21 protein-coding genes are annotated in these 23,139 nt (G+C 68.1%); 14 read left to right on the top strand and 7 right to left on the bottom strand.

Going from position 1 to position 23,139, the window contains the following annotated elements:
- Positions 1 to 9 precede the first annotated feature (9 nt).
- Together tilS and KQ303_RS02695 are read left to right on the top strand one after the other, a co-directional pair.
- Positions 10 to 1,062, top strand: coding sequence for a tRNA lysidine(34) synthetase TilS (tilS, locus tag KQ303_RS02700; RefSeq protein WP_259729039.1), 1,053 nt, complete (start codon positions 10 to 12; stop codon positions 1,060 to 1,062).
- Positions 1,062 to 1,772, top strand: a complete 711-nt coding sequence (locus KQ303_RS02695; protein ID WP_259729038.1) for a hypothetical protein — start codon at positions 1,062 to 1,064, stop codon at positions 1,770 to 1,772. Before tilS ends, KQ303_RS02695 begins: the two co-directional genes overlap by 1 nt.
- Before the next feature lie 25 nt (positions 1,773 to 1,797).
- On the opposite strand, the gene KQ303_RS02690 is transcribed toward KQ303_RS02695, so the two are convergent.
- The 3 genes from KQ303_RS02690 to KQ303_RS02680 form a co-directional block, all read right to left on the bottom strand.
- Positions 1,798 to 3,774, bottom strand: a complete 1,977-nt coding sequence (locus tag KQ303_RS02690) for a ribonuclease J (protein ID WP_259729037.1) — start codon at positions 3,772 to 3,774, stop codon at positions 1,798 to 1,800.
- A gap of 126 nt (positions 3,775 to 3,900) precedes the next feature.
- Entirely contained in the window at positions 3,901 to 4,797 is an 897-nt protein-coding gene (dapA, locus tag KQ303_RS02685) for a 4-hydroxy-tetrahydrodipicolinate synthase (protein ID WP_259729036.1), read from the bottom strand.
- Positions 4,794 to 5,912, bottom strand: coding sequence for an aspartate-semialdehyde dehydrogenase (locus tag KQ303_RS02680; RefSeq protein WP_259729035.1), 1,119 nt, complete (start codon positions 5,910 to 5,912; stop codon positions 4,794 to 4,796). The genes dapA and KQ303_RS02680 overlap by 4 nt, the downstream gene beginning before the upstream one ends.
- Before the next feature lie 448 nt (positions 5,913 to 6,360).
- Here KQ303_RS02680 and tig point away from each other — a divergent pair, with 448 nt between their 5' ends.
- The 5 genes from tig (at position 6,361) to KQ303_RS02655 (ending at position 12,660) form a co-directional block, all read left to right on the top strand.
- Positions 6,361 to 7,743 (top strand): trigger factor, encoded by a 1,383-nt coding sequence (tig, locus tag KQ303_RS02675; RefSeq protein ID WP_259729034.1) that lies wholly within the window; start codon positions 6,361 to 6,363, stop codon positions 7,741 to 7,743.
- 51 nt (positions 7,744 to 7,794) lie between these two features.
- Positions 7,795 to 8,475: an ATP-dependent Clp endopeptidase proteolytic subunit ClpP gene (gene clpP / locus KQ303_RS02670; protein WP_094511511.1), complete on the top strand. Its 681-nt coding sequence runs from the start codon at positions 7,795 to 7,797 to the stop codon at positions 8,473 to 8,475.
- 98 nt (positions 8,476 to 8,573) lie between these two features.
- Complete coding sequence (clpX, locus tag KQ303_RS02665) at positions 8,574 to 9,920, top strand: ATP-dependent protease ATP-binding subunit ClpX (RefSeq protein WP_094511144.1); 1,347 nt, start codon at positions 8,574 to 8,576, stop codon at positions 9,918 to 9,920.
- A 12-nt stretch (positions 9,921 to 9,932) separates the two neighbouring features.
- Complete coding sequence (locus KQ303_RS02660; protein WP_259729033.1) at positions 9,933 to 10,604, top strand: lecithin retinol acyltransferase family protein; 672 nt, start codon at positions 9,933 to 9,935, stop codon at positions 10,602 to 10,604.
- Between the two features lie 31 nt (positions 10,605 to 10,635).
- Entirely contained in the window at positions 10,636 to 12,660 is a 2,025-nt protein-coding gene (locus KQ303_RS02655; RefSeq protein WP_259729032.1) for a DNA polymerase III subunit gamma/tau, read from the top strand.
- Here KQ303_RS02655 and KQ303_RS02650 read toward each other — a convergent pair.
- Positions 12,657 to 14,030, bottom strand: coding sequence for a glycosyltransferase (locus KQ303_RS02650; protein WP_399232730.1), 1,374 nt, complete (start codon positions 14,028 to 14,030; stop codon positions 12,657 to 12,659). The two genes, KQ303_RS02655 and KQ303_RS02650, sit on opposite strands and share 4 nt — an antisense overlap.
- Before the next feature lie 85 nt (positions 14,031 to 14,115).
- Positions 14,116 to 15,708 carry a SpoIID/LytB domain-containing protein gene (locus KQ303_RS02645; RefSeq protein WP_259729030.1) on the bottom strand — a complete coding sequence of 531 codons (1,593 nt, stop codon included), beginning with the start codon at positions 15,706 to 15,708 and terminating at the stop codon, positions 14,116 to 14,118.
- Positions 15,709 to 15,784: 76 nt separating this feature from the next.
- On the opposite strand from KQ303_RS02645, the gene rpmI reads away from it, so the two are divergent.
- From rpmI to KQ303_RS02630, 3 genes are read left to right on the top strand one after another with little or no spacing between them, the layout of a single operon-like run.
- Positions 15,785 to 15,985, top strand: a complete 201-nt coding sequence (rpmI, locus tag KQ303_RS02640; RefSeq protein ID WP_094511149.1) for a 50S ribosomal protein L35 — start codon at positions 15,785 to 15,787, stop codon at positions 15,983 to 15,985.
- A 55-nt stretch (positions 15,986 to 16,040) separates the two neighbouring features.
- Positions 16,041 to 16,388, top strand: coding sequence for a 50S ribosomal protein L20 (rplT, locus tag KQ303_RS02635; protein WP_094511150.1), 348 nt, complete (start codon positions 16,041 to 16,043; stop codon positions 16,386 to 16,388).
- 26 nt (positions 16,389 to 16,414) lie between these two features.
- Complete coding sequence (locus KQ303_RS02630; protein ID WP_311134102.1) at positions 16,415 to 17,074, top strand: tetratricopeptide repeat protein; 660 nt, start codon at positions 16,415 to 16,417, stop codon at positions 17,072 to 17,074.
- 117 nt (positions 17,075 to 17,191) lie between these two features.
- Here KQ303_RS02630 and KQ303_RS02625 read toward each other — a convergent pair whose 3' ends face one another.
- Positions 17,192 to 17,743, bottom strand: coding sequence for a hypothetical protein (locus KQ303_RS02625; protein ID WP_259729029.1), 552 nt, complete (start codon positions 17,741 to 17,743; stop codon positions 17,192 to 17,194).
- Positions 17,744 to 17,797: 54 nt separating this feature from the next.
- On the opposite strand from KQ303_RS02625, the gene KQ303_RS02620 reads away from it, so the two are divergent.
- From KQ303_RS02620 to KQ303_RS02605, 4 genes are all read left to right on the top strand, one after another.
- Entirely contained in the window at positions 17,798 to 18,646 is an 849-nt protein-coding gene (locus KQ303_RS02620; protein WP_259729028.1) for a thiazole synthase, read from the top strand.
- A 74-nt stretch (positions 18,647 to 18,720) separates the two neighbouring features.
- On the top strand, positions 18,721 to 18,888 hold the full coding sequence (gene psb34, locus KQ303_RS02615) for a photosystem II assembly protein Psb34 (RefSeq protein WP_094511154.1): 168 nt from the start codon (positions 18,721 to 18,723) through the stop codon (positions 18,886 to 18,888).
- A gap of 82 nt (positions 18,889 to 18,970) precedes the next feature.
- Entirely contained in the window at positions 18,971 to 20,167 is a 1,197-nt protein-coding gene (locus tag KQ303_RS02610) for an NAD-dependent epimerase/dehydratase family protein (RefSeq protein WP_094511155.1), read from the top strand.
- 28 nt (positions 20,168 to 20,195) lie between these two features.
- On the top strand, positions 20,196 to 21,329 hold the full coding sequence (locus KQ303_RS02605; RefSeq protein ID WP_094511156.1) for a glycosyltransferase family 1 protein: 1,134 nt from the start codon (positions 20,196 to 20,198) through the stop codon (positions 21,327 to 21,329).
- Positions 21,330 to 21,378: 49 nt separating this feature from the next.
- Here KQ303_RS02605 and mrdA read toward each other — a convergent pair whose 3' ends face one another.
- Complete coding sequence (mrdA, locus tag KQ303_RS02600; RefSeq protein ID WP_259729027.1) at positions 21,379 to 23,136, bottom strand: penicillin-binding protein 2; 1,758 nt, start codon at positions 23,134 to 23,136, stop codon at positions 21,379 to 21,381.
- Positions 23,137 to 23,139 lie beyond the last annotated feature (3 nt).

Raw genomic sequence — 23,139 nt, 5'->3', positions numbered from 1 at the left:
CCACCCGCCATGCACGGGGAGCCGCCAGCTGCCGCCTCCCCGTGGAGCCCTCTTCACCTGCGCCTGCACCGGACCCTGCTGCTGCTGCCCGAGCTGCTGCCACCGGGGGAGCGGCTGCTGCTGGCGGTTTCCGGCGGGCAGGATTCGATGGCGATGACCGGGCTGCTGCTTGACCTGCGCCGCCTGCACCACTGGCAACTCCATCTCTGGCACGGCGATCACGGCTGGCGCCCCGAAGCCAGCAGCCAGGCCCGGGAGCTTGCCGCCTGGGCCAGGCAGCAGCAGTTGCCGCTGGAGCTGGCCACCCCTGACCGAGCGCTGGCCTCGGAAGCGGAGGCACGGGAATGGCGTTACCACTGCTTGCAGCACCAGGCGCTGCGGCTGGGTTGCCGCCGGGTGGCCACGGGCCACACCGCCAGCGACCGCGCCGAAACCATGCTTCTGCACCTGGCCCGCGGCACCCATCTGCGGGGTCTGGCGAGCCTGAGACGCCTGCGTCCCAGCAGCGGCACTGTTCAGATCGCCCGGCCGCTGCTGGGGCTGATGCGTCAGGAAACGGAGCGGTTCTGCGCAGACCGTGGCCTGCCCGTGTGGCCCGACTCCAGCAACACGGATCCTCGCTTCAGCCGCAACCGCATCCGCCATCAGGTGCTGCCGGTGCTGGAGGAGCTGCATCCCGGGGCCAGCCGGCGCATGAACGCCCTGGCCGAACGGCTGGAGCACGGCCAGGCGCTGCAGAGCGAGCTGCTGGCCCTCAGCATCGCAGCGCTCAGCGAGCCTGACAGCCCCCGCACGCTCAGGCGTGCCGCCCTTGCCGGTCTGTCGGCGGCCACTCAGCGGGCGGTGCTGCACCACTGGATCGAGCGGGAAACGGGCTCCGGGCCGCTGAGCTCCCAGCTGGAGCGTCTGAGGCAGCGGTTGCCGCCGGAGCGCGGGGCTGGCAGCCTGGATCTTGCCGAGGGCTGGCGGCTGGTGTGGGGGCGCGCAACGCTCACACTGGAGCGGTCAGTCAGCCGCACCGATCCAGCATCGGCTTCGACCCTCCACACCACCCCCCACTGATGTCCGACGTTTTCGATCAGGCCAGCTTCGATCGCAACTACGGCATGGTGGAGCTGGCCTACAGCGAGGGACGCTACGACGAAGCCCTGTCCGGCGCCGAAGCGTTGATGGAGGAAGTGGAAGGCACGGGGAACCGTCCCCAGGTGCTCCGCCTCAAGCTGCTGCTCGGCCACATCAATTTCTATGGGCTGCAGCAGCCGCTGCGCGCCGGGCAGCTGTACCACAACGTGCTCGACAACGCCCTCGACCCCATCTACCGCGACCTGGCGGCGCAGGGGGTGGAGCTCACCGAGAAGGCGTTGCAACAACAGGCCAGTGAGTCCGCGCCGGGGCATGTTCGTGATCGACCGACCAAGCCAAAGACCGGCGGCAACGCCGCCATGCCCTGGCTGAGCGGTAACGGGGACGACGAGGAGGCGGAGCTGCTCGACCTCGAGGCAAGCGCGTACAGCTCGCTGCCGTTCATGCCCACGACCCCGAAGGGCGGCTCTGCCCAGGGTGCGGCCTCCGGCAGCAGCAGACTGGCGATCGAGACGGTGCTGCCAGTTCCGCCCCCCATCGAAACCGTGAACGTGAGGGTGGTGGAAGACACCACGCCAGCAACCCGCTGGACCGCCGATGCGGGGCGCACGTCCCTGCCTCCGCTGGAAATCAGCCCCGAAGAGGAAGCGGAGCTGATGAAAGGACTGCTGCGGGTGGTGCTGGACTGAGGCCCAGCACCACCCGGCGGCGGCGTCAGCCCGCGGCGGTGGAACGGCGGCGGCGCACCCGGTTGGCGGGCATTTCAGGTTCCTCGCGGCGCTCTGCCTGAGGCTCCTCCTTGACGACGGCGGCCGCTGGTGCGGCCACGGCGAGTTGGCGAGCTGGCGTGGCGGCAGCCGCCGGGGCCGTGCGCACCGCACCATCCCGCACCACCTCGCGGCTCTGGTGCCGCACGGTGCGGGGAGCCGGCCGGGTGTCGGGCTCGGCATCGGCGCGGCCCTTGTAGGCGGGCGTGCCACCAGGAGCCGGCTGGACCAGACAGATGATCAGCGGCTCCACCTGCAGCTCGCGGCGCAGCCGGCGCTGCAGCCCCACTTCGATCTCGCGCTGCACGCCCACCCAATCCACATCGGGTGCCTTGCCGCCGCTGTTGCGGGAGAGCTGATTCCAGCGGTTCTCCAGCACCCAGGTGATCTCACGCTCGGCCCAGACCGAGAGCTTGCGGGCATCGGCTGTGGTGACCACGCCGCGCAGGTTCACCCGCGGCGGGGCCGCCATCACGCCATCGGTGCTGATCACGGTGAGCAGGGTGATCACCCCGTCTTCAGCCAGCTGCTGGCGCTCCTTGAGCACACGAGCGTCGACGATGCCGTTGCGGGAGGCATCGAGCAGCTCAATGCCGGCCTTCACCGGTTCCCCTTTGTGGATGCGGTCGGGGGTGAGTTCCACCACATCGCCGTTGTCGATGATGAGGATGTTGTCGGCGGGGACCCCCATCGACTGGGCCGTCCTGGAGTGGCATACGAGCATGCGGTGCTCACCGTGGACGGGCACGAAGAACTTCGGCCGGGTAAGCGCCAGCATCAACTTGTGATCCTCCTGGCAACCGTGTCCGGACACGTGGATGCCCTCGCCTTTGCCGTACACAACCTTCGCCCCCATCATCATCAGCCGGTCGATGGTGTTCACCACTGAGATGGTGTTGCCGGGGATCGGGCTGGCCGAGAAGATGATCGTGTCGGTGGATTTCACCTGCACCTGCGGGTGCTCGCCACGGGAGATGCGGCTCAGGGCAGCGAGGGGTTCACCCTGGCTGCCGGTCATCAGCAGCAGGGTTTCACGGTCGGGCAGATCACGGATCTGCTTGATCGGTACGAACAGCTCATCGGGGCAGCGGATATAGCCCAGCTCGCGCGCCTTGGCGATCACGTTGAGCATGGAGCGGCCCAGCAGGCCCACCTTGCGGCCGTGCTTCATGGCCAGCTCCAGAATCATCGACACCCGATGCACCGAGCTGGCGAAGGTGGTGACGATCACCCGCCCTTCGGCATTGGCGAAGTGTCGATCCAGATTCGGGAACACAGCCCGCTCGGGCGGGGTGAAGCCGGGAATCTCGGCATTGGTGGAGTCGCTGAACAGGCAGAGCACGCCCTGCTCGCCGTAATGGGCCATGCGCTGGATGTCGAAGTATTCGCCATCCACCGGGGTGTGGTCGAACTTGAAATCGCCGGTGAACACCACCACGCCCACGGGGGTGGTGATCGCAAGGCTGAAGCTGTCAGCGATCGAGTGGGTGTTGCGGATGAACTCCACCTTGAAATGCTGCCCCACCTTCACCACATCGCGGGGGCTCACGGTTTGGATGACGGTGCGATCGGTGACCGCTGCCTCCTCCATTTTCCCCTGCAGCATGGACATCGCCAGCCGCGGCCCGTAGATCACGGGGATGTTGAAGTTCTTGAGGTGATGCGGAATGCCACCGATGTGATCTTCGTGACCGTGGGTCACGATCATGCCGCGGATGCGCTTCTGGTTTTCGCGCAGATAGCTGGTGTCGGGCAGCACCACGTTCACGCCGTGCATGCCGTCGCTGGGGAAGGCCAGGCCGGCATCCACCAGCATCAGGTCATCGCCGTACTCGAACACGCAGGTGTTCTTGCCGATCTCGTGCAGGCCGCCGAGGGGAATCACTCGGAGACAGGGTTGTTTGCCGTTGGTGCTTGAGGTCATCAGGGGTGTCTCCGGATCAGATCCGGAACGAAGGGGGATGGAGCTGTGGAGCAGATGTTGTGGTCTGGTGCGGTGAAGCTGAAGCAGGAGTTCCGGGCGAGGCCATGCCGGAGGGGAGCCTTGGCGTCACGTGGGACGCAGGGCGGCCAGGGCCGTGGTCAATCGTTCACGCACATCGCTGTCGGCAGAAACAAGAGGAAGTCGGGGGGCGCCCACGGGCCAGCCTTCAAGCTGCAGGGCGGCCTTGACCGGAATGGGATTGGTACTGGAGAACAGCGCCCGGCACAGCGGCATCATCTGCTCGTGCAGCGCCTGGGCGGTGGCATGGTCACCGGCATGGAAGGCGGTGATCATCTGCCGGATCTGGGGGCCCACCAGATGGCTGGCCACGCTCACCACACCCACAGCCCCGAGCGCCAGCATCGGCAGGGTGAGGGCATCGTCGCCGCTGTAGATTGCCAGGGCCGAGCCGCAGCGGACCCTTAGCTGGGTGACTTCGTCGGTGCTGCCACTGGCGGCCTTGTAGCTCACCACGTTGGGCAGATCCATCAGCCGCTCGGTGGTCTCCGGGGCCAGGCTGCAGGAAGTGCGGCCGGGGATGTTGTAGAGCATGATCGGCAGCTCCGGCACGGCGCTGGCGACGGCCCGGAAGTGGGCCTCGAGCCCCTCCTGGGGCGGTTTGTTGTAGTAAGGCACCACCACCAGGGCACCGTCGGCACCGAGCGCGGCCGCCTGGGAGATCGCCTCCACGGCCTCAGCCGTGCAGTTGCTGCCGGTGCCGGCGAGCACCTTGGCGCCGGGTCCCACCGCCTCCTTCACAGCCTGGAACAGCTGATGCTGCTCATCCCAGCTGAGCGTGGGGGATTCGCCGGTGGTGCCGCACACCACCAGACCGTCGGAGCCATGGGCGACCAGGTGCACCGCCAGGCGGGCAGCCAGATCGAGATCAAGGGAGCCATCGGCCGCGAACGGCGTGACCATGGCGGTGAGCACCCGGCCGAAAGGCGCGGCAACCAGTGTCAACCGGCACCTCCTGCAAGGGATTGCGCGCGGGATGGTGTTGCCGCGGAGGGCTCGGCCCTGCCGCCTGGGGGCTGGCGGGACGGGTCGAACAGCAGCTCGGCGATCTGGATGGCGTTGAGCGCGGCCCCCTTGCGGATCTGATCGCCACAGAGCCAGAGCTCCAGCGCATGTGGATCGCTGATGTCCTGGCGCAGCCGACCGATCGCCACAGGATCCCTGCCGGTCACATCGGTGGGCATGGGGAAACGGTTGGCATCGAAATCCTCGATCAGCTCCACACCGGGTGCCGCCGCCAGCAGGGCACGGGCCTCCTCGGGGGGGAAGGGCTCTTCGAACTCGATGTTCACCGCCTCCGAATGGGCCCTGAGCACGGGCACGCGCACGCAGGTGGCGGTGAGGCGCAGCTGCGGCAGCTGCATGATCTTGCGGGTTTCATTGACCATCTTCAGCTCCTCCTCGCAGTAACCGTTGCCCTGCAGCGGCGAGTTGTGCAGGAAGAGGTTGAAGGCGAGCGAGTGGGGCAGCACCGTGCTCACGGGCTGGCCACCATCGAGCACGGTGCGGCTGAGCGCGCGCAGCTCCTCCATCGCCCGGGCTCCCGCGCCGCTGGCCGATTGGTAGGTGCTCACCACGACACGCCGGATCGGACGCCGGGCCTGAAGAGGAGCCAGGGCCAGGGTGAGCAGGATCGTGGTGCAGTTGGGATTGGCCACGATGCCCCGGTGGGCGAACGCCGCCGCCGGATTCACTTCGGGCACCACCAGCGGCACATCCTCATCCAGGCGGAACGCGCTGGAGTTGTCGATCACCACGGCGCCGGCCGCCACCGCCACCGGCGCCCACTGCCGGGAGATGGAGCCGCCCGCAGAGGCCAGGACCAGGTCCACCCCTTCGAAGGCGTCCGGGGCGACCGGCTGGACGGTGAGCGCCTGGCCCCGCCAGGTGAGGCTGCGGCCAGCGGAGCGGGGGGAGGCCAGCAGGCGCAGCTCGGCCACCGGGAACTGGCGTTCCTCCAGCAGCTCAAGCAGCTCACAGCCCACCGCACCGGTGGCGCCGAGTACGGCGACGGTGAGCGGCTGGCGATTCAGAAAGGAGGCGGATGGTGCGGTGGACAACGTAGCGGGGGAGAACGGAGCAGCAGACGAAAATGGATTCAGACGGGGTGGAGCCGAAACGGATCAGGAGGCAGCGGCTGGGCCTTGCAACGAGCGCTTGGAAAGAGAACGGAGTGGGCCGACCGACGAAGCGAGGGAAACGAAGACAGACGAAAAGGGAAAGGTGAGGAGAGCAGTGGGGTGTGAAAACTCTGTGCAGCAAGTGCGGCGATTCAGACGGGGTGGAAACGGCCTGGCCTCGGGCTTTACGAGAAGAGCGTTTCCAGCCGGCATCGAACCGGATGGGGATATGGATCTGTTTGTCGTCCCGATCACCTTACCCGGACCCCATCGCTTTGGCGAACAAGGATGGGGCTGCCTGGGGCGGCCTCTGCCCGGTCCATAGGGGGGAGAGGCGAGTTTCTAGTATCGGGAGCTGCCCTGCCCCGCCGGTCCAGCCGGTTCGTCCATGAGCTCTGCTTTGAAGGTCAAGACCAGCCCCCTCCCCGGCAGCCGGTTGGCCCTGGAAGTGGAGATCCCTGGCGGCCGTTCCCAGGCCAGCTACGAAGCGGCGGTCAACAAGCTGAGCCGCAGCGTGCGCCTGCCGGGGTTCCGGCCCGGCAAGGTGCCGCGGCCAGTGCTGCTGCAGCAGATCGGTCCGCTGCGGATCCGCGCCACCGCCCTCGAAGACCTGGTCGACAGCGTCTGGCGCGATGCGCTCGCTCAGGAAAAGATCGAGGCGCTCAGCAGCCCCGAACTGAGCGAAGGCTTCGAGGCGCTGCTGGAGCGCTTCAACCCCGGGGATGCCCTGGTGCTCACCCTGGAACTTGATGTGCAGCCCACCCCCAGCCTGAAGGCCACCACCGGCCTGACGGCCGAAGCGGAAGCGGTCAGTTTCGACCCGGCCCGCATCGATGAACTGATCGAGCAATCCCGCCGCCAGCGGGCCACCCTGGTGCCGGTGGAAGGCCGGCCCGCCGCCAGCGGCGATGTGGCGGTGGTGAGCTTCAGCGGCAGCTACGCCGACACCGGTGAGCCGATCGTGGGCGGTACCGCCGAAGCCCTGGAGGTGGAGCTCGACGATGGCCGCATGATCCCCGGATTCGTGGAAGGCATCCTCGGCATGACCATCGGCGAGGAGCGCCAGGTCAGCTGCCAGTTCCCCGACGACTACCCCCAGGAAGACGCGCGCGGCCGGGCCGCCAGCTTCGCGATCACGCTCAGCGACCTCAAGACCCGCGAACTGCCCGCCCTCGACGATGCCTTCGCCCAGGAAGCCAGTGACAAGGCCACCGTGGCCGAGATGCGGGCCGACCTGGAGACCAGGCTGCGCGATGACGCCGAACGGCGCGCCCGCAACGGCCGCCAGGAAGCCCTGCTCAATGCACTGGTGGAGCAGCTGGAGGTGGAGCTGCCCGAAAGTCTGATCCAGCAGGAAGTGCGCTCCTTGATCGAGCAGACGGCCAGCCAGATCGCTCAGCAGGGCATGGACGTCAAGAAGCTGTTCACCCAGGAGCTGGTTCGCAGCCTGATGGACACCTCCCGTCCTGAGGCGGTGCAGCGGCTGAAGCGCACCTTCGCCCTGCAGGCTCTGGCCGAGGCCGAAACGATCGCGGTGGAGCCGGCCGTCATTGACGCCAAGGTGAAGGAGGTGAGCAAGGGCTTCAGCGACACCAGCACGATCGACCCCGAGCGGCTGCGGCTGGCCGTGGCCGACGACCTGCTGCGCGAGAAGCTGCTGGAGTGGCTGGAGGCGAACAGCACCGTCACCGAGAAGGCGCCGGAGCCGGCAGCACAAGCCAGCGAGGGAGCTGACAAAGCCGCCACCGAACCTCCTGCCGCAGCGGGCTGAAGCGCAGCGGCCATAGATTGACTTCATCTCCCCTTGCATCCCCACGGCCGCGTGATCGACGCCTTCCGCCCCCATCCGATCCAGAACCGCTGGCAGGGTCAACCACCCATGGCCCTCAGCGGCGCGGGGCCCCAGGCCGCTCCGGGGGTGCTCCCCACCGTGGTGGAGCAATCCGGCAGGGGCGAGCGGGCGTTTGACATCTACTCGCGTCTGCTGCGCGAGCGGATCATCTTCCTCGGCACCGGCATCGACGACGCCGTGGCCGATTCGCTGGTGGCCCAGTTGCTCTTCCTGGAGGCGGAAGATCCCGACAAGGACATCCAGATCTACGTCAACTCACCCGGCGGTTCGGTCACCGCAGGTCTGGCCATCTACGACACCATGCAGCAGGTGGCCCCCGATGTGGTCACCATCTGCTACGGACTGGCCGCGAGCATGGGGGCCTTCCTGCTCTCCGGTGGCACCAAGGGCAAGCGCATGGCGCTGCCAAGCGCCCGGATCATGATTCACCAACCGTTGGGCGGAGCCCAGGGCCAGGCGGTCGACATCGAAATCCAGGCGAAGGAGATCCTTTTCCTCAAAGACACCTTGAACGGACTGATGGCCGAACACACCGGCCAGCCTTTGGCAAAGATTGCCGAAGACACCGACCGCGACTACTTTTTGTCTCCACACGAAGCCGTGACCTACGGGCTGATCGACCGTGTCGTCACTGACACCATGCCGGCCTGAGCCGCGCCAGTGCGGCCCCCTTCGTCTGACCCCGTCATTCCGGCCCCATCTGGAGTTCCGGCCTCCAGCGTTCCTCCTCCGCTCCCGGATCCCACGCGATGGCAAAGTTCGACGCCCATCTGAAGTGCTCGTTCTGCGGAAAATCGCAGGAACAGGTGCGGAAGCTGATCGCCGGACCAGGCGTTTACATCTGCGACGAATGCATCGATCTCTGCAACGAGATTCTCGATGAAGAGCTGGTGGACACGGCCGGAAGCCCCCGCACCCACCACGACAGCGGCCGCAAGCCTGCGCCCAGGAAGGGCACCAAACCGGCCCCCACCCTTGCCACCGTCCCCAAGCCGCGGGAGATCAAGGCCTACCTCGACCGGCAGGTGGTGGGGCAGGACGAAGCCAAGAAAGTGCTGTCGGTGGCGGTCTACAACCACTACAAACGCCTCGCCTGGCAGGGAGATGGGCAGGGCGAAACCGACCATCTCGCCACCCGTCTGCACAAATCCAACATCCTGCTGATCGGCCCCACCGGCTCCGGCAAGACCCTCCTGGCCCAGACGCTCGCCGAACTGCTCGACGTGCCCTTCGCGGTGGCCGACGCCACCACGCTCACCGAAGCCGGCTACGTGGGCGAAGACGTGGAGAACATCCTGCTGCGGCTGCTGCAGAAGGCCGACCTGGATGTGGAGCAGGCCCAGCGAGGCATCATCTATATCGACGAGATCGACAAGATCGCCCGCAAGAGCGAGAACCCCTCGATCACCCGGGATGTCTCGGGCGAAGGGGTGCAGCAGGCCCTGCTCAAGATGCTGGAGGGAACGGTGGCCAACGTTCCGCCGCAGGGCGGCCGCAAGCACCCCTACCAAGACTGCATCCAGATCGACACCAGCCAGATCCTGTTCGTCTGCGGCGGCGCATTCACCGGCCTCGAGGATGTGGTGCAGCGGCGGCTGGGTCGCAATTCGATCGGCTTTCTGCCCAGCGACGGCCGCGGCCGCAGCCGCGTCCAGAAGGAGCAGCAGGCGGCCCACGTGCTGCGCCACCTCGAACCCGACGACCTGGTGCGCTACGGCCTGATCCCCGAATTCATCGGCCGGCTGCCGGTGAGCGCCGTGCTCGAACCGCTCGACATCCGCTCCCTCGAAGCCATCCTCACCGAGCCGCGCGACGCGCTGGTGAAGCAGTTCCAGACCCTGATGAGCATGGACAACGTGCGGCTGGAGTTCGAGGCCGGCGCCATCGAGGCGATCGCCCAAGAGGCCCACCGCCGCCGCACCGGCGCCCGGGCGCTGCGGGGCATCGTCGAGGAACTGATGCTCGATGTGATGTACGACATCCCCTCCAACGACGCGATCACCACCTTCACGATCACCCGTGAGCTGGTGGAGCAGCGCTCGCGCGCCAAGATTCTTCCCTACCCCGGCCTGGTCGACAAACAGGAATCCGCTTGAGGCACAGCCGCCATGGCAACGGCTGACCATCTGCAGGTGCCGCGCCAGCACGGCCTGTTCGACCACCACGGCATCGATCTGGGCGACGGTACGGTGGCCCACTACCTGGAGGGCCGCCAGATCCTGCGCAGCCCGCTCGCCGACTTCTCCCGTGGCGAAGCGGTCAGCGTGGTGAGCTACCCGGAAGGGGAGGTGTCGCCGGTGGGCGTGACCCTGCGGCGCGCCATGGGCCGCTTGGGCGAGCAGCGCTACAACCTGGTGTTCAACAACTGCGAGCATTTCGCCAGCTGGTGTAAGACCGGGCGGCACCGCAGCTCCCAGGTGGAGGGATGGCTGGGCACCGGCAGTCTCGGCGCCCTGGCCCTGGGTCAGTTCATCCCCGCCGCCCTGCTGGTGGCCGTGCGCCTGCTGCTGCGCCAGGGTCTGACCATCGACGGCACCCAGCTGGAGCGCGGCCGCGAGCTGGCCCGCCGCAGCCTGGAGCAGCTCGATGCCCTGCGGCTGAAGCTGCAGCAGCGGCTGGAGCGGGAGCTGGAGCAGGCCGAAGCCCGCTGGAATGGCGGCAGCAGCGACCAGTTCGACCGCCTCCGGCTGCAGGCCCAGAACCTGGCCGATCAGCTGGAAGCGGTGGAGGAACTGGAAGGCCGGCTGGAGCGTCTGCTGGGCACCGGGAGCCCCCAGTAACCTCGCTGATCAGGCCGTCGGGGACCCCGCCATGACCCAGGCCAGCGCCTACCAGCCGCTCCATCACAAGTACCGTCCCCAGCGCTTCGACCAGCTGGTGGGCCAGCAGGCGATCGTGGCCACCCTCAGCAACGCCCTGCGGCAGGGGCGGATCGCGCCCGCCTATCTGTTCAGCGGTCCACGCGGCACCGGCAAGACCTCCAGCGCGCGGATCCTGGCCCGCTCGCTCAACTGCATCGCCGCCGACGGCCCCACCCCCGAACCCTGCGGCGTCTGCGAGCTGTGCCGTTCAATCACGGCGGGCAATGCCCTTGATGTGATCGAGATCGATGCGGCCTCCAACACCGGGGTCGACAACATCCGGGAACTGATCGAACGCTCGCGCTTCGCGCCGGTGCAGGCCCGCTGGAAGGTCTACGTGATCGACGAGTGCCACATGCTCTCGACCGCTGCCTTCAATGCGCTGCTCAAGACCCTGGAGGAGCCACCGCCGCGGGTGGTGTTCGTGCTGGCCACCACCGATCCGCAGCGGGTGCTGCCCACCATCCTGTCCCGTTGCCAGCGCTTCGATTTCCGCCGCATTCCGCTGGAAGCGATCGAAACCCACTTGGGCGAGATCGCCCGGCTCGAAGCGATCAGCATCACGCCCGAGGCCCTGCATGTGGTGGCCCAGCGGGCCCAGGGCGGCCTGCGCGATGCCGAAAGCCTGCTCGACCAGCTCAGCCTCCTGCCTGCCCCGGTGGAGGCTGGAGCCGTCTGGGAGCTGCTCGGGGCGGTGCCAGAACAGGAGTTGCTCTCCCTGGCCGCGGCTCTCGCCGGCACTGAGCCATTGGCCGTGGTGGAAACCTGCCGCGAGCTGCTGGAGCGGGGCCGCGACCCGGGGGCGGTGCTGCAGGGGTTGGCCTCGTTGTTGCGCGACCTCACGGTGGCCGCAGCCGCGCCCGGGCGCCTGGAGTTGAGCAGCCTTTCCCCCCAGTTCCGGCCCCAGCTGCCGGAGCTGGCGGCCCGCATCTCCACCCCCCGGCTTCTGAGCTGGCAGGCCGGCCTCAAGGGCAGCGAACAGCAGCTGCGCCAGAGCGTGCAGCCACGCCTGTGGCTGGAGGTGCTGCTGCTGGGCCTGCTGGCCGAAGCGTCGACGGGCAGCGCCGCCGCGCCGGTTTCTGTTTCGCCGGGAGCTGCTGCGCCCGCCCAGGCCCCAGCCGTTCCCAGCGCGCCAGCTGCGAATGCGCATGGCCCTGCAGCCGCGCGTGCCCCGGTCCCTGCAGCCGCAGAGCCCGGCGTGCCGGGCCCCGGGGCCCCGGGGCCCGCAGCCCCTAGGCCCGCAGCCCAGGTCCCTCCAGACCCGGTGCCCTCCAGCCCAGGGGGCGGCAGCGACCTCACCGAGCTGTGGCAACAGATCCTGGCCAGCCTGGAGCTTCCCTCCACCCGCATGCTCCTGTCCCAGCAGGCGGCACTGGTGCGCCTCGACGGGCAGAGGGCGGTGGTGCGGGTCAGCGGCAACTGGGTGGCGATGGTGCAGAGCCGCCTGCCGCTGCTGGAGAAGGCCCTGCAAAGTGCGCTGGGCTCCGCCCGCCAGCTCGTGCTGGAGAGCGCCGACGCCCCAGGTCCACCGCGTGCCACCGCTGACGGTTCAGGGGCACCCGCTGGGGCCGTGCCGGGCGGAGGGGGGCCAACGCCAGCACCAGCGGCACCGGGACTGGGCCAGGGACCGGACCAGGCACAGCGACCGGAAGCCGCCACGGCGATGCCGTTGCGAACGGTCTCCCCGCCAGCTGCTGTGACACCGCCTGTACCGGGGCTGCAGCCGGCTCAGGCGCCCTCCGCCGCCGGTTCAGGGCCTGGGGCTGCTGTGACGGCCATGGCTGCCGTTGCTGCAACTGGCCTTCCAGCACCCGCGGTGGCCGCAGGCCTCACCACGGCCACACCTACCGGTCCACCTGTAACCCCCGTGCCGCTCGACGACAAGGCGCGGCGCCTGGCGGACTTCTTCAACGGCGAGGTGGTTGCGTTCGACGGGCCGGTGCCAGGGCAGCAGGATGGGGCGAACCCGCCCTAGGAGACCTGGGTGGTGAGGTCAGCCTCACCGGTGAGATCGTCGCTTTCCTCGTGGCTTTCCTCGCCGGATGCCTCGCCCACGTGAAGCGTCTTGGCCCAGACGAGACGTTTCGGCAGCAGGGCCATGCGCAGCGCCACCCAGGGAATCACCACGAACCAGTGGGCCAGATAGGCGATGCCCAGGGCGGCGGTGAAGGGATTGATGTTGGGCAGGGGGGGGCCTTCGCTGCTGCGCCGGCAACCCGCCACGATCGCCGCCCCGGAGAGGCCGAAGGCCACGATCGACAGCGGCCAGATCGATGGCAGCGTGCGGGTGGCCAGGGCTGTGAGCAGATCGGCGATCGACACCACCGGCAGGGCGTACTGGAGCAGAAAGAACGCCGCCAGATCCAACTTGCGGGAAGGGGCCAGCGGACCTGCCACGAGGCTGGGCCAGTAGTCGAAGAAGCGTTGCAGGCCCCCCTCGGCCCACCGCTGCCGCTGCCGCCAGAGGGCGGGCAGGGTGCGCACCGCCTCCTCCTCCACCGGCGGATCCCAGAGCACGCCAATGCCGCAATCGCCCAGCAGCAGGCGGAAGCTCAGGTCGAGGTCGTCGGTGACGGTGGCTTCGTTGAAGCCGCCACAGGCTTCCAGGGCATCACGCCGCAGCAACTGGCCATTGCCACGCAGTTCGGGGACACCGCCGGAGGCCAGCCGTCCCTGCTGGATCACGGTGTCAAGGGCCATCTCCATCGCCTGGGCCTGGGTGAGCAGGTTGCGATCGGCTTCCACCACCGCCTTGCGCAGCTGCACCGCCGCCCAGCTGCCCGCTTCTGCGTAGGGAATCAGCCGCTGCAGCAGATCCCGCGGCATGCCGGCATCGGCATCCAGCACCAGCATCCAGCGGCCGCGCAGCTGGGGCAGCACGGCATTGAGCGCCCCCGACTTGCCGCCACCGGCATCGCGCGGACGGCGCAGCACCGTGAGCAGGGAGTGGCGGCTGCCGATCTCCTCCAGCAGCGCGGCTGTGCGGTCTTCGCTGCCGTCGTCCACCACCCAGAGACGCAGCTGGCCTTCGGGGTAGCTCAGCTGCGCCACCCGCTCCACCAGGCGCCCGATCACAGCCTCCTCGTCCCGCGCCGCCACCACCACATCAACGTCGGGCCAGTGGTCCAAGGCCTCGGGGAGGGCAGCCGGCAGCTGGGGTTTCCAGAGCCGGAACAGCACGGTGCGGATCACATAGGCGCCCAGCAGCAAGGTGAGGCTGATCGCCGGCAGCAGGTTGCGGGGCGGCTCCACCCAGTGGGGTGCCGCGCCGGCACAACCGCACAGGAGCACGAACAGCGCCGCTTTGCCACGCCGAGGACGAGAGGCGGTCTTCGCAGCGGTCAGGCCTGGCATGAATGAACGCTCTCCGTGATGCCACGCCGCACGCGACAGGGTCTCGGTCGTGGCAGGGCTCGAACTGGGCCGAACTCTAAAGGCCCTGACCGAGCGCCTCCAGCGGCTGGAGCTGGGTCCCCGGGTAGTACCGACTCAGCAGCTGTGGCAGGGTCCAGCCCCGACCGGCTAGATCGATCGCACCCGCCTGAGAGAGGCCGGCGCCATGGCCGAAGCCGCCGCCGTTGAAGCGCCAGCGGCCGGCTCCCTCCGCTCTCAGCTCAAACAGGGTGCTGGGCAGCTGCCGGAAGGTGCGGCGGATGGCATCGCGGCGCAGCACCTGCCGACCTTCGCTCCCCTCGATGGCCAGCGCCATCACGCGGCCGCTCGGTCCCCGCTCCAGCACGCTGAGCTTCAAGGGGGTGCCCACCGGCAACCGGGCCGTGGTGAGCGCCTGCTGCACCTGAGCGGTCGTCAGCAGGCGCTGCCAGCGGAAGCGCGGGTGGTAGGCGCCATAGGCGGAACCGCCGTTGGCCAGCAGCGCCGGCAGCGACGCCGCCGCCAGGGGCACGGCAAACCGCGCGTTGAAAGCGGGTGGGCCATCCGGCGCCGCCTGCAGATAGGGCAGCGGCGAGCCGCTCCACACCTCCTCAAAGCCAGCGGCCATTCCCCCGTTGGTGGCGTGATAGACGGCATGGATGGGCTCTCCCTGCCAGGTGAGCACCTGGCCCCGGGTGGCCTGGATCGCAGCCCGGACCGCCGCCCCCGCCTGCCGCGGATCGGCGTAGACCTGGCACTGGGTGTCAGCGCAGAGGTGGTAGCCATCGGTGGCATAGCGGTGCTTGTTGCGCAGCGACCAGGTGCGGGCCAGCACCGCCTGGGCGGCGAGGGCGGCCGGCGGTGATCCGGCGCCGATCTCATGGGGCACCACACCCAGCAGGTAGCGCTCCAGCGGCACCTCCTCGATCAGAGTCCAACCGCCGTAGGCGTTGCTCGCCAGGCGGAACGGCCCCTGGAACACACCGCCCTCCCAGCGCAGCCCTCCCGGCGCCGTGATCCGCAGCGGACCTTTCAATGCCGCACCAGCAGCTCCCGGCTCCCCGGACGTCAGCACCAGCCGTTGGCTGAACCGCTGCTCCACCTGCCGGGCCTGCAGGCCGGCCGGAGCCTGGGTGGCGGCAGGCGCCCATACCTCCCATTCGGCGGGATGAGCGATCACCGGAGCCACGCCGAGCTCCCGCCAGGCCGTCGCCGCCTGTTCCGCACTCTCGAAGCTGGCGAACGGGCCCAGCACGGTGCGGGCGAGCTGGAACGGCTCCGCCAGGGGCTCCTCCTGCCAGCGCAGGCGAACGCTGGACCCCGAGAGCCGCTGGCCGTCGGCGTCGGTGACCACCAGCTCACCCGCCGCCGCCTGGAGCACCAGTGGAGCGGCCTTGGCCACCCCGCCAGGAGCAGGGCCCAGGCGTGGGCCGAGCGACACCCACAACACGGGCTGGGCGGGCTGCACCGGCGGCGGCGCACTGGTGGGCCAGTGCAGGGGCAGAGGGGCCGGGAGGGGGTCGAGAGCGGGGACAGCACGGCAGCTGGGTGCCGCCAGCAGGGTGAGCGCCAGCCCGAGGGCCACCGGCGCCAGGGCAGACCCGGGCTGCAGGGAGAGGGGGGCGGAAGGACGCAACAGCTGGCGGAGCATGGGCAAAGCGGACGGGGGGAGTTGGCAGCCGGCACTACCAAGTCGTAGTTTGGTTGTTTGTGAAGTCGCGCAGGACATGCCGAAGCTCAAGACCCGCAAAGCTGCCGCGAAGCGGTTCAAGCTGACCGGCAGCGGAAAATTCATGCGCCGGCATGCGTTCCGCAACCACCTGCTCGATCACAAGAGCCCCAAGCGCAAGCGTTTTCTGGGCACGATGGCGGTGGTCGACGAACGCGACGCCGACAACGTCAGCCGCATGCTTCCTTACGCCGGCTGACCTCTCGCCAGGTCGCCCACTCCTTTTCCTTTCCATTTCGCCCTGAGAACTCACCATGGCCCGCGTCAAGAGGGGCAACGTCGCCCGTAAACGCCGTAACAAGATCCTCCGCCTGGCCCGTGGCTTCCAGGGCAGCAACGGCAGCCTGTTCCGCACCGCCAACCAGCGTGTGATGAAGGCGCTGTGCAACGCCTACCGCGACCGTCGCCGCCGGAAGCGCGATTTCCGCCGTCTCTGGATCGCCCGCATCAACGCCGCCGCCCGCATGAACGGGCTGAGCTACAGCCGGCTGATGGGCGGCATGAAAAAAGCCGACATGCTGCTGAACCGCAAGATGCTGGCCCAGCTCGCCGTGGCTGATCCGGCCAGTTTCACCAGCGTGGTTTCGGCCGCTACGCGCTGATCACCACCGCACTGCGGGGAGGCCCGATGGACATTCTCCTGCCTCAGGCCTATCTGATCGGCCTGATCCTTCTGCTCGGCGGTGCAGCCGTGGTCATCGCCCTGCAGGTGATGCGGGTCCGCCGCGATGAAGCGGCGCTGGCCCGGCTGGAGGGGCAAGCCAAGGGAGGGGACGGCAAGGACCCTGCCGTTCTCTACGAACTCGGCTCTGTGCAGCTGCGCAAGCGCCTCTACGCCCAGGCGGTGGACACCCTTGGCCTGGCCCAGAAGAAGAGTGGCGGTGAGCCCCCCGAGGCGCAGGCGCTGATTCAGAACGCGCTTGGCTTTTCCCTGGCGGCCCAGAGCAACTACGCCAGTGCCATCCGCCACTACAAGGCAGCTCTTCAGGCCAAACCCGATTACCCGGTAGCACTCAACAACCTGGGCTATGCCTTCGAGCGACAGGGCAAACCGGATGAGGCGCGGGACACCTATGCCAAGGCCCTGAGCCTCGATCCCACCAACAAAACAACCCTCAAGCGCCTGAAGCTGCTCGATCGTCGCTTTCCAGCTGAACTGAAAGCCCCGGCGACCAGCGGCCAGGGGATGGCTGCGGGCACTGGCGAGCCAGGCTCATCATCAGCTGGGTCCAGCAGCACAGGCAGCAAATCGTCTCCAAAACCCTCGCCCACCAACACACCGGTCTGACCACAGGTCGTCAGGCTCCAGGCTGATCCGCTTAAAGCGACAGCGGGAACCGAACAGATGGCCTGGAGAGGGCCAGCCGCCCCTGAGGTTCGCTGCCTCAGGGGCGCTCGCTTGTCGTCACCACAGCCCGCGGACTGGCGCCACCTGGCCGGCTGGCCGGGAAGCGGGTGGGCTGAAGGCACTCACGGGATCAAGCACCAGCCGGCCACCGGGATTGGTGAGCCGCGGTGCATTCCAGCCCATCAGCGAGAAGCCCTGCAGGCCGAGAAAATCACCGCCTGGTTCGAGGCCCAAAGTGAGGGTGTCGATCAGGGGGATGAGCTCCAGCTGATCAGACTTGGCATTGAGGTTGCCCTGCACCGGCGAGGTGGTGCCGCCCACCGTGAGCGTGCCGCGCAGATCGATCATCTGGCCCATGGCCGTCACGGTGTCGAGGCGCAGCTCCACAGGGGTGGGGACGCCGCCGCCAAAGGCCTGGTAACTGCCGCGCCACTGCCGCGGCAACTGGGCGGCAAGCAGCACGGCCCGGCCTACCGGATCGAAGGTTTCCACCGGACCGGTCTCACTGAAGGAGGTGTCCAGCGGCGAGGCGGACGGCAGGGTGAACGGCACAAAACTGCCCACCGGCACCGCACTGGCGGCGAGCAGCAGGGGGAGAACCGGTGTCATGGAAACAAGCAGGCTTGCGCGAAGGTTAGGAGGCGTGCGCTGTAACTTCTCCCCATGGTGCAGATTCCGGCTTCGGATCCGTCCGCCCTCGCCGACGACACGCTGGTGATCGGCGGTCGCCGCTTCCGCAGCCGCCTGATGACCGGCACGGGCAAATACCCCTCGCTAGCGGCGATGCAGGCCAGCCTGGCGGCCAGCCGCTGCGACATCGTCACCGTGGCGGTGCGGCGGGTGCAAGCGGCGGCGGCAGGCCATCAGGGCCTGATTGAGGCGATCGACTGGAGCACGATCTGGATGCTGCCCAACACCGCCGGCTGCGCCACCGCAGATGAGGCCGTGCGGGTGGCGCGGCTGGGCCGAGAGCTGGCCAAGCTCGCCGGCCAGGAAGACAACACCTTCGTGAAGCTGGAGGTGATCCCCGACGGCCGCCACCTGCTGCCCGATCCATTCGGCACCCTCGAGGCGGCCGAGCGGCTCGTGAAGGAGGGTTTCACCGTGTTGCCCTATATCAACGCCGATCCGCTGCTCGCCCGTCGACTCGAGGAGGTGGGCTGCGCCACCGTGATGCCGCTGGGCTCTCCGATCGGCTCCGGCCAGGGCATTCGCAACGCCGCCAACATCGCCTTGATCATCGAGTCGGCGGGGGTGCCGGTGGTGGTGGATGCGGGGTTGGGCGTACCCAGCGAAGCGGCCCAGGCCATGGAGATGGGGGCTGACGCCCTGCTGATCAACAGCGCCATCGCCATGGCAGGCGATCCACCGGCCATGGCCTGGGCGATGGCTCGGGCCACCGAGGCGGGCCGGTGCGCCTGGAAGGCCGGGCGCCTGCCGCAGCGACCGGACGCCCAGGCCAGCTCACCCCAGTGGGGACGGGTCGGCAACACCGAGGCTCCGCGCCTGTGACGTTCCCTTTCGGCCTCGATGCCGGCGCGGAAGGACATCGTTAAGGTTCGCTTTCTGAATCGGGCCACCCCACCATGTCGGTCACCAAGGAGGACGGGGGCAGGCTCAACGCCTTTGCCAGAGAACCGCGGATGCAGGTGGTCGAAGCCGGCGGTGAACGCAGCCGCAGCACCACCGTCCTGCTGATCGCAGGTGGGCTGCTGGTGCTGGCCATGGTGGGCGTGGCGGTCGGCATCAGCTGACGCCACTGCTGCACGAGGGGGGCGGAATGCCTGTAGTAGCTTGCCCCAAGAGAGCAATCGCTCGTTCAGCAGGAGTTCAGACGTGAAGGTTCTCGTTCTCGGCGGCGACGGCTTCTGCGGCTGGCCCTGCGCTGTGAACCTGGCCGACGCCGGTCACGACGTCGTGATCGTCGACAACCTGAGCCGCCGCAAGATCGACATCGACCTTGGGGTCGAATCGCTCACTCCGATCGCCACGATCAACGACCGCCTGCGTGCCTGGGAGGAAACCGGAGGCCGGCCCATCCGTTTCGTGGCACTCGACATCGCCCAGCACTATGACCTGCTGCTGGGGCTGCTGCGCAGTGAGCGCCCCAGTGCCGTGGTGCACTTCGCCGAACAACGGGCCGCCCCTTATTCGATGAAGTCGAGCGCCACCAAGCGCTACACGGTCGATAACAACGTGAATGGCACGCACAATCTTCTTTGTGCAATTGTTGAAAGCGGTCTCGACATTCATATCGTTCACCTCGGAACGATGGGGGTGTACGGCTATGGCTCCCACCGTGGCGCCACCATCCCCGAGGGCTATCTCACGGTGGAAGTTCCCCAGCCCGATGGCACCCGCTTCCAGGAGAAAATCCTTCACCCCACCGATCCAGGCAGCGTCTACCACATGACGAAAACGCTGGATCAGCTGTTGTTCTTCTACTACAACAAGAACGACGGCATCCGCGTCACCGACCTGCACCAAGGCATCGTCTGGGGCACCAACACCGATCTCACTGACAGGGATCCGCGCCTGGTCAACCGTTTCGACTACGACGGTGATTACGGCACCGTGCTCAATCGCTTCCTGATGCAGGCGGCGATCGGCTATCCACTCACGGTGCATGGCACCGGCGGCCAGACCCGCGCCTTCATCCATATCCGCGATTCGGTGAAATGCGTGGAGCTGGCGATCGACAATCCCCCCGCCTCAGGGGAGAAGGTGCGCATCTACAACCAGATGACCGAAAGCCACAAGGTCAAGGATCTGGCCGAAAAGGTGGCGGCCGTCACCGGGGCCAAGCTCAACCACCTCCCCAACCCCCGCAAGGAGGCCATCGAAAACGACCTGATCGTCGACAACCGCTGCCTGATCGAGCTGGGGCTCAAGCCCACCACCCTCGACGACGGCCTACTGGGCGAAGTTGTGGATGTGGCACGCCGCTGGGCCGATCGCTGCGATCGCTCCCGCATTCCCTGCGTGTCCACTTGGACCCACAGCCAGGCGGCCGCGCTCCAACCGGTGGTTTGAACGGACCGTCCGCAGGCACGCCGTCCACGTGAAGATCGCACTGTTCACCGAAACCTTCCTTCCCAAGGTCGACGGCATTGTCACGCGGCTCACCAAAACGGTGACCCACCTGGTGGATGCGGGCGACGAGGTGCTGCTGTTCTGCCCCGAAGGAGCCCCGGACACCTTCATGGGCGCACGGGTGATCGGCGTGCCGGCCCTGCCCCTGCCGCTCTACCCCGAGCTGAAGCTGGCGCTGCCGCGGCCCTTGGTGGCCGAGGCGCTTGACGCCTTCAAGCCCGACCTGGTGCACGTGGTGAACCCGGCGGTGCTCGGCCTGGGCGGGATCTGGCTGGCGCGTACCCGGGGCGTGCCCCTGGTGGCCAGCTACCACACCCACCTGCCCAAGTACCTCGAGCACTACGGCATGGGCATGTTCGAACCGCTGCTGTGGGAGCTGCTAAAGGCGGCCCACAACCAGGCGGCCCTCAACCTCTGCACCTCCACGGCGATGGTGGAGGAACTCAGCCAGCACGGCATCCAGCACACCGCCTTGTGGCAGCGGGGAGTCGACACCGATCTGTTCCGACCGGAATGGCGCAATCAGACCATGCGCAGCAAACTCACCGGCGTGCACGGCGACAGCGACAGCCTGCTGCTCTACGTGGGCAGGCTCTCGGCGGAGAAGCAGATCGAGCGGATCCGGCCGGTGCTCGATGCCCTGCCCCAGGCCAGGCTGGCGTTGGTGGGTGATGGCCCACACCGCCAGCAGCTTGAGAAGGTGTTCGCCGGCAGCGCCACCACGTTCGTGGGCTACCTGGGCGGCGAGGATCTGGCCAGCGCCTATGCCAGCGCCGATGCCTTCCTGTTCCCCTCCTCCACCGAAACGCTTGGGCTGGTGCTGCTGGAGGCGATGGCGGCCGGTTGCCCGGTGGTGGGCGCCAACCGCGGCGGCATCCCCGACATCGTCACCGACGGAGTGAACGGCTGCCTCTACGATCCCGACAGCCCGGCCAGCCTCACCGCCGCCACCGAAAGGCTGCTGGCCAGCACCGAACGGCGCCAGGCCCTGCGGCTGGCAGCACGAGCAGAAGCAGAGCGCTGGGGCTGGGCGGGCGCCACCCAGCAACTGCGGCGCTTCTACAGCGAGGTGGTGCGCCCCCCTCTGCAGCTGGTGGCCTGAAGCCCCCCCGAAGCAGCTCGAAGCCATCCGATGTCACCTGCGCGCGGCTTCAGTTGCGCAGCTGGGGCAGGGTGTCACGGAACCAGGTGGTGAGCAGGGCCTTCACCATCGGTGCGGCAACGGTGCCGCCGTAGCCGCCACTGTTCTCGCCGAAGGCAATGATCACCAGGTTGGGCTTGCCCGCCGGCGCATAGCCGCCGAACCAGGCATGGTCTGGCCGGGGGGGATCCTCGGCGGTGCCTGTCTTGCCGGCCACGGCGGGCAGCGAAGGGTCGTTCAGCAGGGTGGCCGTGCCGCTGGTGACCGCCTCGCGCAGCCCCTCCCGCAACACTTTCAAGGTGCTGGGTTTGAGGCCGATCCAGCGGCGCTCCACCGGCCGCTCCGCCAGGTGGGGCGTCACCAGCCAGCCGCCGTTGGCGATTGCCGCATACAGACGGGCCATCTGCAGAGGCGTCACGGTGACGGCCCCCTGGCCGATCGAGGAGGTGATCGTGTCCACCGAGGTCCACGGCTCATCGAGCACCTGGCGCTTCCAGGCGGGATCGCCCAGCAAGCCGGGGCTCTCCTCCCCCTTGAGTTCGACACCGGTGAGACTGCCGTAGCCCAGGCGGCGGGCCGCTCTGAACAGTTCATCGGGGCCGGTCTTGAGGCCCAGCCGGTAGAAGAAGCTGTTGCTGCTCACCGCCATGGCCAGGCGGAAACCGATGCTGCCGAAGCTGCCGTGATCCGCGTAGCACTGGCCGTCGTAGCAGAAGGAGCCTGAGGTGAGGATGGTGGAGGCGGGATTGAACAAGCCCGATTCCAGCCCCGCGATCGCGGTGATCACCTTGAAGGTGCTGGCGGGCGGGAACCCCCGCAGCGCCCGGTTGAGCATGGGGGCTTCCGGGCGGTTGAGCTCGTTCCACTGCGCTGTGGTGGGGCCCTCCGAGAAGATGTTGGGATCGAAGTTCGGGCGGCTGGCCATGGCCCGGATCGCGCCGGTCTGGGGATCCATCGCCACGATCGCCCCCTTGCTCACCCCGCTGAGGGCCTTCTCGGCCGCCTTCTGCAGCTCCAGATCGAGGGTGAGGCGCAGATCGTTGCCGGCCCGCGACGGCTTGTCTCCCAGCACCCGCTGCACCTGCCCATCGGCGTTCACTTCCAGCTGCTGTCCCCCCCACTCGCCGCGCAGGTGGTTCTCGTAGACGCGCTCCAGGCCGGTGCGACCGATACGGTCCTGCAGGCGGTAGCCCGTTTCAGACAGCTCCTTGTATTCCTCCTCCGTGATGCTGCTCGTGTAGCCGAGCACGTGGGCGCCGAGCCGTCCGTGCGGGTAGGCGCGCAGCACGTCGACATCCACATCAGCCCCTTTGAGCGACTCGGCCTGCTCGCGAAAACGCAACACCTGCTCGGTGCTGAGGGGGCCCGCCAGTTCAATGCGGAAGCCGTCCACGGCTCTGCCGTCCTTGCGTTTGGCATCGAGCTGCGCCGGGTCGAGCGCCAGCAGCGCAGCCAACTGCACCCGCAGCGACGGCCAGGCTGCGTCATCGACAAGCCGGGGCTGGATGTAGAGGTTGTAGGTGAGTCGGCTGCTGGCCAACACCTGGCCGTTGCGATCAAGCAGACGGCCGCGCATCGGATGGCGCGGCAGCAGGCGAATGCGGTTCTGATCCGCCAGCAGCTTGTTCTCTGCCCCCTGCGCGAGCTGCAGCCACACGAGCCGGGCGCCCATCGCCCCCAGCACCAGCACGATCAGCCCGAGCAGCCAGGCCGGCTGGTGCCGCATGCCCGCGTGGCGGGCCTGTCCGTGCAGATGCCCAGCGGCCATGGG

This window comes from Synechococcus sp. CS-1333 (genome assembly GCF_025128015.1).
Classification (GTDB): domain Bacteria; phylum Cyanobacteriota; class Cyanobacteriia; order PCC-6307; family Cyanobiaceae; genus MW101C3.
The sequence above is the reverse complement of the archived record's forward strand: the minus strand, read 5'-3'. Positions and strand labels throughout refer to the sequence as shown.